Source organism: Streptomyces sp. NPDC033178 (assembly GCF_055577685.1).
This window is the reverse complement of sequence record NZ_JBVIPT010000019.1, coordinates 141,196-153,486: the sequence shown is the minus strand read 5'-3', so window position 1 is coordinate 153,486 and position 12,291 is coordinate 141,196. Positions and strand designations below refer to the sequence as shown.

The 12,291-nt window shown below is 69.2% G+C and carries 8 protein-coding genes; 2 read left to right on the top strand and 6 right to left on the bottom strand.

What is annotated here, in order from left to right; translation table 11 throughout:
- Nucleotides 1–64: 64 nt before the first annotated feature.
- The 5 genes from ACZ5VQ_RS37995 to ACZ5VQ_RS37975 form a co-directional block, all read right to left on the bottom strand.
- On the bottom strand, nucleotides 65–1,231 hold the full coding sequence (locus tag ACZ5VQ_RS37995; RefSeq protein ID WP_469108959.1) for a hypothetical protein: 1,167 nt from the start codon (nucleotides 1,229–1,231) through the stop codon (nucleotides 65–67).
- Nucleotides 1,232–1,268: 37 nt separating this feature from the next.
- A complete protein-coding gene (locus ACZ5VQ_RS37990; RefSeq protein ID WP_469108958.1) occupies nucleotides 1,269–2,285 on the bottom strand; it encodes a hypothetical protein in 1,017 nt (338 codons plus the stop codon).
- Nucleotides 2,278–6,222, bottom strand: coding sequence for an FxSxx-COOH system tetratricopeptide repeat protein (fxsT, locus tag ACZ5VQ_RS37985; protein WP_469108957.1), 3,945 nt, complete (start codon nucleotides 6,220–6,222; stop codon nucleotides 2,278–2,280). The genes ACZ5VQ_RS37990 and fxsT overlap by 8 nt, the downstream gene beginning before the upstream one ends.
- Nucleotides 6,219–7,502 (bottom strand): FxsC protein, encoded by a 1,284-nt coding sequence (fsxC, locus tag ACZ5VQ_RS37980; protein ID WP_469108956.1) that lies wholly within the window; start codon nucleotides 7,500–7,502, stop codon nucleotides 6,219–6,221. Before fsxC ends, fxsT begins: the two co-directional genes overlap by 4 nt.
- 253 nt (nucleotides 7,503–7,755) lie before the next feature.
- Entirely contained in the window at nucleotides 7,756–8,928 is a 1,173-nt protein-coding gene (locus ACZ5VQ_RS37975) for an FxsB family cyclophane-forming radical SAM/SPASM peptide maturase (protein ID WP_469108955.1), read from the bottom strand.
- 358 nt (nucleotides 8,929–9,286) lie between these two features.
- Between ACZ5VQ_RS37975 and ACZ5VQ_RS37970 the strand changes: the two genes are divergently transcribed.
- Complete coding sequence (locus ACZ5VQ_RS37970; RefSeq protein WP_469108954.1) at nucleotides 9,287–10,390, top strand: TIR domain-containing protein; 1,104 nt, start codon at nucleotides 9,287–9,289, stop codon at nucleotides 10,388–10,390.
- A 15-nt stretch (nucleotides 10,391–10,405) separates the two neighbouring features.
- Here the strand turns inward: ACZ5VQ_RS37970 and ACZ5VQ_RS37965 are convergent, their stop codons facing one another.
- Entirely contained in the window at nucleotides 10,406–11,242 is an 837-nt protein-coding gene (locus tag ACZ5VQ_RS37965) for a hypothetical protein (protein WP_469108953.1), read from the bottom strand.
- 99 nt (nucleotides 11,243–11,341) lie between these two features.
- On the opposite strand from ACZ5VQ_RS37965, the gene ACZ5VQ_RS37960 reads away from it, so the two are divergent.
- Entirely contained in the window at nucleotides 11,342–12,028 is a 687-nt protein-coding gene (locus ACZ5VQ_RS37960) for a hypothetical protein (protein ID WP_469108952.1), read from the top strand.
- Nucleotides 12,029–12,291: the final 263 nt, after the last annotated feature.

Below are 12,291 nucleotides of genomic sequence, written 5' to 3'. Positions count from 1 at the left end.
GGGCCGGGCGCCGCTCGTATCCGGAGGTTCACCGAACCCACAGCGGACGAGTTCACCGCGTACGTTACGGAAGCACGCTGGGAGTCTCCTTGCCCGGCGGGGTGTCCACCGGCTCGGTCGCCCGGCCCCAGTGGCTCCGGGTCAGCAGGGCGGTGGAGGTCAGGTGCAGCACGTTGACGACCAGGATCGCCGGCGCGATGATCGCGACGGCGGCGGGCAGCGCGGGCTCCAGCAGGAGGGCCAGGATGATCGCGGTGATGCCGTTCTGCTGGCTCAGACAGAGTGAGGCCCGGTCGCGGCGGGAGAACCCGAGGCCCACCACCGCGGCCACGAGGATCTGAGCCACGAACGTGGCAACCCCCAGCGTCGCTCCCGCGGCGAAATCGGCACCCCCGGCCAGCAGGATGCCCAGCAGCAAGGTGGCTACCACCAGTGCCGTGTTGGTCGCCCGCCCCAGCCACGCGCCCAGCTCGGGCCGGAAGAACAGTGCGGACAGTGCGAGCCCGAGCATGAGGAACTGCCAGGTGGCCGTGGCCAGCAGGGCCGCCAGGGCCGCGTACTGAAGGACGCGCCTGACCCGCTGAGGCCCGCGCAGTGCGGCGAACGGAACGGCGTCGGCCGGTCCGCGGTTCCGTAGCACCGCCCACACCGCCGCCGCCATCGCCAGCAGGACGAGGTTGCCGATCAGCGTCGTCGCGTACCCCTCGGCGCCGGACGTGACGCCCTCCGTGCTCTCCAGGACCATCGACCCCAGAATCACCACGAGGACGGTGGTCACCGGGTCGTCGAACGAGGCCCAGGCCGCGAGCAGGGACTTGGCGCGCGGTGACATGTCGCGGCTCTCCAGCATCGCGGACACCGACAGCGGGTCGATCTGCGCCATGGCGACCGCGAGGACGAGGTACTCGGGATCGTCGGGGAACGCCACCCACAGCACCCCCGCGATGAGCGCGGCCTTCAGCACCACACCGAAGGTGATCGCGACGACGATCCGGTAGAGGTCGCCCCGCACCTGCGGCCGGAGGATCCCCTGGGCGCTGCCGTACAGCCCGACTGCGAGGAGGCCCGAACTGAGCCAGCCGTACCACCCGCCGTCCGCGCGGATGTCGAGCGTCAGCCACTGGCCGACCAGACAGCCCGCGTCGGCCAGGCACAGCGGAAGGAGGAGCGGGCGCAGGAGCCCGCTCAGGACGGCGTGCGCCCGTCCCGGACCACCATCCTGGAGTGCCACGACGAGACGTCCTTCCGGGCCTGTCCGTGCTGCCCTGTCAGCCCTCGGCCAGCTCGCTCCCGAGCCGCGCGACCTGCTGATCGGCCTCCGTGACCCTCGACTGGTCGAGGGTCACTCCCATGAGGTAGCGCTGGCCAGGAAGGGCGTGGAAATACACGGCACCCTGCTCCACGTCGAGCACCACCTGGATCAGTTCGCCCTGCAGGATCGCCCGCAGAGACAGGTTCAGGCGCCTCGTGACGCCGGGCAGCAGCTGGCCCATCCGGCCGTACCGGCCGCGGCGCCGGTCCGGGGTCTGCGCCCGGAAGAAGCTCCCGAGCCCCGGATGATCGAAGATGTCGTAGCCCCAGGACGTTGTCGGGGACTGGTGGTACGCGATGTAGTGCAGGCCCTGGACGTCGAGCACCGACCGCAGGGCCTCCTCGACGTCGGGCGGCGGGACCGGGGCCGTACGCCGATTCTCGGCCACGTAGGCGCCGGCCGGGAGGGGCGCGTCGGGGGGCGGGACCGGATCGGTGGCCGGGGATTCGGGCAGGGCGATGGGTTTGCCCACCCACGGCTCGTCGTTGAACCAGGAGCCGTAGTTCAACGGGCTGTACCGCGCGGGCAGCCGGAGACCGTTGACGCATTCGGCCATCCTGGTGTCGAGTTCGTCGAGACGGTCCATGGCCGCGGTGGCGCCGTAGAGATGGAATCCGGGCTCGACGAGGTAATAGAGGACCGCGCCCGTCGGTACGCGCAATACGGTGCGAATGAGTGCGCCGGTGCGTAACGCGGTGAAATCCGGTTCGAGTTCTTCGAGGATGTAATACAGCTGGCGCCCGGTCCGTTCGTGGGAGGCGGATTCCGGGGAAAGCTCGAATAACCCGCCCGGCGACTCCGTGGACGCGTCCAGGACGACCTTCGCCGTGTCGCCGTCATAGAGCACCAAGTGGGCCAGGCCCTCGGAGTGGAGCAACTGGTTCAACTGGTCCGCCAGTTGAGTCATCTGTGGTGTCTCCCCGTCCGGAAAGCGAGCCGTGGCGTGCGCGGTGGCGCCCTGGGGTTCAGACATCCTGTACCTCCAGATCCGCGCCGAGCCTCCGATACGGATCGGCCAGCAGTGCGGCCGTGAGGGGATGCCCGGCAAAGGGTTGTTCGGAGACCCGGCGCTCGAGGTTTGCCCTCAACTCGCTCTGGTCCTCCGATCCGGAGGCCAGCCGGTTGGCCAGTGCCATCAGTGTCACCGGATGCCGCTCCCCCCATGCCGTGGCCTGTGCGCAGTCCTCGTGGATGCCGATGTCCTCCGTGCTGGTGTCCCTCCCCAACACGCTCCGGCAGTTGCTCTGGTTCATCCGTGCGACGAGCGCGTACCGATGACCTGATTCGAATGCGGTTTCGAGTTGGTACACCGCCTTGCGTGCGTGCGAGAGTGCCGTGTCCGGGTCCCCGGCCGCCAGTAGATACAGAGCCATATTGTTGAGGCAGATGCTGGTGAAGGGATGGGTGGGGCCGAACACCTTTTCATAGCGTTCGTACAGGTCCGGCATGCTGTTCGCCGCGTCGGCGAACCGGTCGGAGGCATACAGTCCGATCGCGACGGACAGGTCGCAGGCCATGGTGCCGGGATGTTGGTCACCCCACTGCCTGCTGAACCCGGCCCGCGCGTCCTGCAGCCGCTTCAGCCCCTCGTCGACGTCCCCCTTGCGCACCATGGTCATGCCCAGGCTGGCCAGCGCGCCCAGGTAGAGGTGGGAGTCCTTTCCGGTGAGCGTGCGAAAACGCTCGCAACTGCGGTTCAGGTACCGCTCGGAGGCGACCAGTTCGTTGCTCTCGCGGGAGTACGTGCCGAGATTGGCGTACGAGATCCAGGGCCGGAAGTCGTTCTCGCCGTACTGCCGCTTGCGGACCGCGTAGACGTCCCGGTCCAGGTCGGCGGCGGCGCTGACGGTCTCCATGTAGAACTTCGACAGCGCCAGGTTGATGGCGGCGTCGAGCGTGGCGTTGTGCTCCGGGCCGATCACCCTGGAAAGGCCCAGGTGGGTTCCGCTGTCCTCCAGGAAGGCGTCCCGGAAGCGACCGGTGGCGCGCAGATCGGCGGCGTAGCCGCGGGCGGCCATCAGGGTGTACACGTCGTTGCTGTCGCGCTCGCGTTGGATCTTGACCGAGTGCCGGGACAACTCCAGCGCGCACTTGTACCGGCCCAGGGCCCGGCAGGCCGCCGCCACCTCGGACTCCAGCCGCAGCACCATGGTCCGGCTGTCACCGATGTCCGCATCGTCGCGCCAGCGGGTCAGGATGCGCTCACCCAGGACCCGCGCCTCGTCCCAGCGCCCCGAGGTCCGCCGGTGGTAGACCTGGCTGACGAGCCAGCGGTGCACCTGCGGATCGGAGCTCTCCAGCGCGCCGGAGGGCTCCAGGTGCCGATCGAGTTCGGCGAAGTCCTTGCGGTGCTCCTGTTCGTGCCGCTGAAGGTCCGTGGGCACCATGGCGGCCAGCACGGCCAAGGCCTCCGCGCGGGTTTCCGCCCGCTCCTCGGGGGTCATCCAGCCGCGTACCAGGTCCTGCAGGATCCGGTGCACCTTCAGCCTCCCGGCCTTCGGGTCCACCACCGCGAGCGTCGCGACCGAGAGCTGGTTGAGCACGTTCCGCAGGCGCAGTGTGTCCTCAAGGCTCGCGTCCAACCGGACCAGCCGCTCGATCATGCCGGTCGACTCGATGACCCGCATGCCCACACCGTCCGCCGACAGGAAGGAACACAGCTGCAGCAGCCGGGCGGCGGCGGGGAACTGGCGGCGCAGTCCCTCGTACCTCACCCGGTAGACCGCGTCCATCGTGCGGTAGGGCGCGGGGACCTCGCCCGGGGCTTCGGACTCCAGCCGGTCGATGAGGGCGATGTACGCGTCCACATGCGCCGGATAGGAACTCAGCTCCGCCACAGCCGTGTTGAGCATCAGCGGGTGGTCCCCGAGCCGCTGGGCCAGCCGGTCCAGGGCGTCGATCTCCGCTCCGGGCAGCCCGCTCCGGAGGAGGTGCAGGCTCTCCTCGCGGGTGAACGACTCGATCTGCTGGGTCTCGTACCCGGCGGGCCACTCGGAGGTGAGCGAGGTGATCAGGACGTGGCCGGGTCCGGTGGTCGGCAGGAACGGTTCGAGGACTTCGCTGCTGGGAGCCCCGTCGAAGACGAGCAGCCAGCGGGAGCAGTGCCGCCCGGTCCGCAGATCGGTCAGCAGGGCGGTCGGGTCGTCGCCACCGCGTGCGTCGCCGACCGCGGCGTTGAGCTCGCGGGCCAGTGCGCGCAGCGCGGCCCGGATGGTGTCGTCGCTGCCCGCCGGGATCCACCACACCAGGTCGTACTGGGAGGCGAAACGGTGCGCGTACTCCAGGGCCACCTGGCGCTTGCCGGAGCCCTTCATGCCCCACAGGACGCGCGGAGCGATGTGCTCGGCCGTCGAGAAGGCGAACCCCTCGTGCAGTTCCGCGAGTTGGCGGGTACGCCCGACGAAGCGGACGTCGCGCATGGGCAGGGACACCACGTTCGGCTGCCGGCCCGGGAAGCGCGTACGGTCCGTCGGGCAGAACGGGGCTTCGGCGACCTCCGTCGGGAAGCGGGAAAGCAGCGCCCGGTGGGCCGCACGCTCCTGCTGCCCGGCGAGGTTGACGGCGTCGGGCCAGTCGAAGTGCGGGACGAGTCGCGCGGTACTGATCCGCAGGCCCACGATCTTCGGCGGCTGGGCGCCCCCCACGGGCGCCCCCACCGCGAGGTTCGCGATCGTCCGTCCCGCCGCGGTGTCCTCCAGACGACGGGACAGCAGAGCGACGACGTAGTCGGAGTCGGGCCCGCAGTCCAGTACGTGGTCGTCTACCACGTCCGGGCCGTCGGGGAACGGATTCGTCCCCGGCTGGGCCGGCTGCACCTTGACACCTGCGGCGGCGAGTTGTTCGGTGATCCAGTCGCCCCACAGTTGGTCGTCGGGGGCGTTCAGTACGGTCACGGTCAGCGGTACGACATCCCGCTCCGAGTGCCCGGTCCAGTTGGCGTACTCCTCGCGCAGATCCTTGGGCGCCGGCTCGAACGCGGCCACGGCACCGTCGGTGATCCGCTGCGCGGCTTTGACGCAGGCGCTCAGCAGGGTGTAGCTCTGGCGCGGATTCTCGATCAGGACGGCGAGTTCCTCCGTGAAGGAGAAACGGGGCTGATAGGGGATCAGCACCTCGTTCCAGTAGGCGTCCAGCGACTCCTCTCCGGTGACGCTCAGATACGGGTCGAGCGCCGTGCGCGCCTCGGCGAGGGCACGTTCGACGCGGGTCGGCTCGATGGTGGTGTCGACGCGCAGGGGCACCACATGGATCGTGATGGGTCTTGGCTGGGCCTCTATCCGCCGTGCGATGTCCCGGGCGCCCTCGATGGCCTGCCGGTTCAGGCTGAGGCCGATGACCACGGTGTCGGGCAGAGCGAACGTGCAGATGCTGGCGTCCGCCGACATACCGGCGCGGCTGTCGATGAGGATGTAATCGTAGTCGCTCTCACGCATCCGGGACCGCAGCGCCGCCAGGAACTCCTTGCCGTCGTCGGTGTCCTGGAACAGATCCCAGTCGAAGATGCGCAGCCGGTCGCGGTAGCGGCCGTCCTGCCGCCCGGGGCCCAGGTAGTACAGGTGGCCGCCGTTCGGGAACGGGTAGTGGACGTCGACGTCGTAGCGCTTGAAGTCGGTGTGCTGGGGGTGCAGTTCACGCAGATGCTCCGAACCCCGCTCCTGCCTGTTCGCCGTGGTCGCGAAGGTGGAGAACATGTCCAGGATGCCGTCGCTGGTGCTCAGATCGCGATTCGGGAGGTACTTCGAGTAGTACAGATGGAGCCCCGGATCTTCCAGATCCCAGTCGATGGTGAGCACCGACTTGCCCTGACTGGCCATGATCCAGGCGATGTTCGCCAGAGCCATGGTGCGGCCCGCGCCCGCCTTGTACGAGGAGAAAGTAATGATCTTCGTCTGCCGACCGGGTGTGCTCATCCCCCGCCCCACGATTCCCTGGGTGTTCCACTGACCAACGGCGACCAGGACCCTCGGCGCCCGAGCCAGCCGGCCCGTTCGCGCTCCCTGCGTACGATCCGCTCCGCCGCGTTCTCCAGACGCGGCTCGTCCGCTCTCTCCGGCAACGGGTCCTCCTCCCCGGCCCCCGCGAAGGCGTCGGCCATCACCGCGGCCATGGCGTGTGCGAGCGAGTCCGGGGAGCCCGCCTCGTGGTGCGAGGCGCCCAGATGCCGGGCCGGGGTGCGCGCCAGCGCCTCACGCAGCCGTCCCGCGCTGTGCCGGCTCTCCTCGTCGAGACGCGGCAGCACGGTGACGACGGCCGCGACACGCGCCCCCGAACGCGCCAGTCGATCCCAGTGCACCGGAAAGGACGGGTCGCCGGTCATCCACGGGTCCACCAGCACCACGACGACGGCGGACGCCTCCACCTCGCTCAGTGGGTCCGCGCCGGTGTCGTCCAGGGTGACGCGGGTCAGCCGCTCGACGCCGCAGGCATACGCCGCCCGGCCGGCGATGGCAGCCGCGGGCTCGTCGCTCTGGGGGTGAAAGGGGCGCCACTCCTCTGCGCTCTCCGCGTAGGTGTCGACGGACCGGCGCAGCCGCTCCATGCCCGGTCGGGTGCCGGCCAGCAGAGCCAGTACCAGATGGCGCTCGGGGGGCCGGTGCGTCCGGGCGGGGGGTTGGCCACGCCCCATGTGCTGCGGGTGCGACGGACCGAAGTACGGCTCCACGGTGCCGCTCTCGGTCGCCGGCATGGCGGGCAGCGGTGTCCTCGCGGCGCGCGTGAGGCGCTCGGCCACCCGGCGCACCAGTCCGCGATACCGGTCCCAGGTGCTCGGGTCGCGCTGCAGGCCGGGCACGTCCGGACCCTGGTAGCCGTCCCCGAGGTCGTCCAACAGTTGGCCGGTTCTCGCCACCGACCTGGGCAGTACGAGAGAGTCGGCCCGCCACAACACACCGACCAGGGCGTCCTCCGGCTCCCCGGTTCGCCAAAGCCGGCGCTGCATGCGCTCACGGAAGACGGACCACTCCAGGGCGCACTGGGAGTCGTTCAGATAGTCGGCCGAGTAGAGCACCAGGAAGGTGCGACAGACCAGGACAGCGGGGTCGGGACCGAGCGCGGGTTCCGCGCGCTGCAGGCTGCCTTCGTTGCGCGAGTGGCGGCCGAGCATGCTGAAGATCTCGTTCTGGACGTCGGAGTGGAACCGCTGGACCGGTCCTCTGTCACCGGTCGAACTGACGTAACTGGTGTAGAACAACGGCCCCACAGCAACCCCCCAAGGGACCAACCTCCCGTACGACGATGGCCTGTCACCGCCCCATTGCCCCACGTCGGTGTCGGCTCGCTCGTCGGTCTGCCCAAGCCTGTGCATCGACGTCAATTCAGGTCTATGATAGGCAATTTTGCCCTCATGGGGGCCGGTTTGAAACCGAGCCATCTCTCGGATCCCTTTGGAGTGGCTAAAAATTCCGGATATCTGTACTGGTCGGCACTCGATTTCGGGCGCCTGTTCAGGCTCGGTTCACCGGTGCTGTTCGGCGATCGATGTGCTGGATGAGCCGAGTGAGGTCCAGACAGTACACCGACGGATTGGCAAATTCCTGTCCCCTGCCATAGCGGTGAGTGCGGAGTCCGCCGCCGCAGATCTCCACCAGGGAACATGACCGGCAGGTGGCGCACAGGGAGCCGATGCCGTGCTCCGGGGCGTCGGGCAGTTCCAGTACGCCGTCGAAGGAATGGCTGAGTATGTTCGCACCCGTGTGTGAGGCGCCGTCGGCGACGGCGTTGAGCGAGTCCGCCCACACGAGCGCTCCGTCCGTCTCCACCACGGCGACGGCGGCAGGTAGGGGGCCCAGCGCCTCGGCGCTGCTGCCGGTCTGGTCCCGGCACATGCCGATGACCGACTCGAACAGCCGCACCCGCACCGGACGTCCACTGTCCTCCCAGCGGTCGAACACCTCGCACAGCCAGTCGCCGTACGGCGCCCGCGTGCCCCCGGCGCCGGACGGCGGGGCGTCCCAAGTCCCGTGGGGCAGAAGGAAGTCGACGGACGGCGGGCGGTGGGCGACCAGCGCCTCGTAGGTCTCCCCGGGCGGGTTGGTGAGATCCACCGTGCACAGCAGGCCGCCGAACAGCCGCCTGTGGCGCGGGGTGTCGAGCCGCGCGAGGGCCGCGGCCACCTGGGCGTGACTGCCGTGCCGTGCACCGCCGTTGGTGCCGCGCCGGCCCCGGTGGCGGTCGTGGGCCCGCTCGTCGCCGTCAAGACTGATGCCGACGCTTATGTCGTGCCGCAGCAGCACCTCCAGCATGGCGTCGGTGAGCAGGGTGCCGTTCGTCTGGACGGCCAACTCCACGCAGGCGCTGGTCGATCCGGCGATCCGGCGCACCGAAGCGGCGAACTCGTCGATCACCGCGGGGCCGGCCAGCAGCGGTTCGCCGCCGTGCAGGATCACCCTGATCCGGCTCAGACCGTGCAGGCGCACATGCTCTGATATCCGGTGCACCACCCGGTCCCGAACGGCCGCCGGCATCGTACGAGGGCGCCCGCGCCAACCGGTGTCCCGCAATTCGAAAACGTAGCAGTAGTCGCATGCGAGATTGCATCGGCTGTGCAGCTTGACAACGAATTGGTCGAATGCTGTCAGTGTTGCGCGCCTGTCTCGCGTCACGGATACGTGAGGCATTGGCCAATGCCCGGCCGGGGGGCAGTTTTCCTGGAAAGTGGGGCCTTCCCACCGGTGCGGCCGGACCGCGAGTGACGTACCGTCAGTGAGCGCCCTGGCGGGCGAAGGCTGAGCGGGTGAAACCGAAGCCGGTTTCGCTGGAGGAAGGTTCCGTGAACTCTTCAATCTCTGCCCCCGTCTGTCCCGATGGGGGGCAAGCGCATCCCTCACCGAACTGATCGGCAACTTGGTGATGAGAGTCCCCCATTCAGTTTAGGGACGGCCCTTGCCTCCGGGTGAGGTGTCAATTGGCCAACATTCGCGGCTCCCAGGCGTAAACGGGGGTGCGCGGGACAAAGGGGAGTGAAGGGGGTTGTCCATGGCAAGCTACTTCGTCACGAGTTACGCCGAAGCCGAGAATCCCTCGTATGCGGCGCGTTTCCACGACGACCTGACGGAGGAGGTGACCCGGCAACTCGGCCGGAAGGTCGACGCCCGGACGTGCGATCCCACCGTGCCGACCGAGGAACGTCGACAACTCGTCGCCGGGGCAGGTGTGTTCGTCATGCTGTGGTCGTCCGACTACTTCGAGGACCACGGTTGTCTCGGCGACTGGCAGCTGTTCGAGTACCGGCTGGGCCGCGTTCCCGCCCAACGACGCCAGGCCTGTCTGCCGACGCGGGTGCTGGTCCGCTGGCGGACCGCCGCCAGTCCCCGGCCCGGTGTGCCCTGGCCGCGCATGATCGCCGGGGATGTGATGGCCGACTACAACAAGGACGGCCTGTACAAGGTCGTACGCGAGCAGAGCCCGGACTCGCCCGTCTACCGCTACGTCCTGCGACAGCTGGCCGGCCGGGTCGGCGCCGGACTGGCCGCCCCCCTCCAGGCACTGGCGCCCGACGAAGTGCCCCCGCCGAACCTGGCCTTGCCAAGGCCCCGACCCACAGGATCCGCAATGTCCAAGCCGATCGTTCCCCAGCCGGCCAAGCCCTCGGCCCCGGTACCAGCGCCGCGCGCACTGATCTCGTACGCGCACGACGAGACGGACCCCGAGCACGACAAGGAGGTCAGGGCCCTGGCCGACTTATTGAAGCGCGGGGGCATCAACGTGCGGTTCGACCAGTACGTGGATGACGAACCGCAGAACTGGCTGCGCTGGATGCACGACGAGATGAAGGCGGCGGACTACATGCTGACGGTGGCTTCCCCCGCGTACAAGCGCCGGGTCGAGCACGAGGAGCAGCCGGGGACAGGCCGGGGCGCGACGTGGGAGGCCGGTTACATGCTCGACGAGGTCTATGAGAACTGGGGCACCTGGCAGAAGCGCTTCCTGCGGATCGTCTTCCCGAGGTTCACCGTGGCCGACCTGCCCACCTTCCCCGGCTCCGCCTCCGTTTCCGTGTACCGGATCGACCCCGCGACGGGGGACGGTGACTTCGACCGCCTGCTGTCGTACCTGAAAAAGGGCCCGGCGGCGCCGTGACGCCCCGTGGTGTCGTCAGCTCGCCAGGCGGCCCAGCCCCAAGGTGACCAGTTCGGAGATCTCGCCGGGGGAGCGGGAGACGGCCAGGCTCCGGTTCTCCTCCCGCGTCAGCCCGTTGGACAACCCCGGTGCCTTCGCGTGGGCGCGCAGCCGCTCCAGTCCCGTGAGCAGCCGGGGGTCGTCCGGGACCGCGTCCGGATCGTCGGGGAGCCAGGCGCAGTCGTCGATCCCGAGGGCGCGCACGATGTCGACGGTCACGCCGCCGAAACCAGCCGCCAGATAGAGAGGCTGGGGATCCCCGGGGGCCAGCGAGAGGAGGGCCTCCTCCAGCAGACCCGGGAGTTCGCCCTGGAAGCCCGCGCGCCGTCCGCCGACGAGGAACCGACCGTCGGTGTGGGCCCGCAGGTAGCGGCGCATGGCGGTGAGCGAAGCACGGGCCACGTCGGGATCCACCGTCTCGGCGGGCTCCCCGCGCTCGGCGGCCGGGTCGGTCTCACCACCGGCCGGATCGAGGCAGACGACGCGGCCGACCGGGCCGAGATCCAGCCGGGTCCGCAGTTCCGACAGGCGCAGCCTGCGATGCTCCGGCCAGGCCAGGCACACCAGAACCGGATGATCACGGCGGCCCTGCCGAGCGGCCTCGGCGGTGAGCGCCGAGGTATAGCCACCGGGGCCGAGGTGCCCGCCGTAGGCGAGGTGTCCGCCCGCACCCAGGACGAGCCGGGTGATCTCGCCGAGTGTCAGCCGCAGATGTTCATCGCTCAGTCCGAGGCGCGCCAGGTCGGAACTCTGCGAGACCGACACGGCCAGCGTGCGGCCCTTGAGCGTGCCAGGAGGAAGGGAAGTCACCATGCCTCATCCTCGCAGGCCGGTGTCCGCATCGACGTCACCCAGCCCCGAGAGGCGTCAACCCCCCTGGGGAACATGCCACTTCGCGACTACACTTCCGGAGTGATCTTCGGGTTCTCTGGTAGTCGCGCGGTGCGTGTCCTCGTCGCGGTCGTCGGGGGTGGTCTCGTCGGAGTGGCTCTGTACGGACTGCGGAGCGTCGGAGGCCTCTTCGCGTTCGGCGCCGTCGGCGCCGTGCTGGGCGCCCTGGCCCTGTTGGGGGCGGACCTCTACCGCAGGACGGCCAGTCTCACCGAGGTGCGGATCACCGTGCCGCAACTGAGCGAGCTGACCTTCGTCGTCAACGACCACACCCGGGCCGTCTCCTGGCAGCTCTTCGTCGAGTCGGTCACCCGCATCTCCACCCAACGCCTCGGCGACGACGAGGGTTTCCTGCGCGAGGCACTCGACTCGCTGTACGGACTGTTCGCCACGACCCGGGACATCCTCAAGGCCGCCCGGCCAACCGCGCACGGGGAGGGCGTCACGGTCGAGTACCTGGCGGTGAATCTGCTCAACCAGCAGTTGAGGCCGTTCCTGTCCAAGTGGCACCCCCGGCTGCGGGAGTTCGAGACCGCCCACCCCGAACTGGACGAGTCCGACTGGCCGCAGGCGATGGAATGCCGCCGGGAACTGCGCCAGTTGCAGGCCACCACCAAGGAGTACGTCCTGAGCTTCGCCCGGCTGGCGGGCGTACGCGAGCCACATCTGATGCTGGGCACCGACGCCGCTGACACTCGGATGCCATGATCATGGGCCGCTATTCGACGAGGCCCGAGCGGCGGACCTCGATGGACTGCCGGATATTGGGTGGCGCCGAAGGACACGCACTTCTAGGGTGAGGATCGCTTCGAGCGGCGGCCGTTGGCTGCCGCTGTCGGCCGAGTGAGGAACGGGAGGTGTGACCGATGGGTGTTTCTGCGATGGGCGCTGTCCGCAACCAGAAGATCATCCACTCCACCTCCGTGGCCTCCGGCTGACCTTTCTCCCAGCGCACGTTTGCGCGGGCCGGG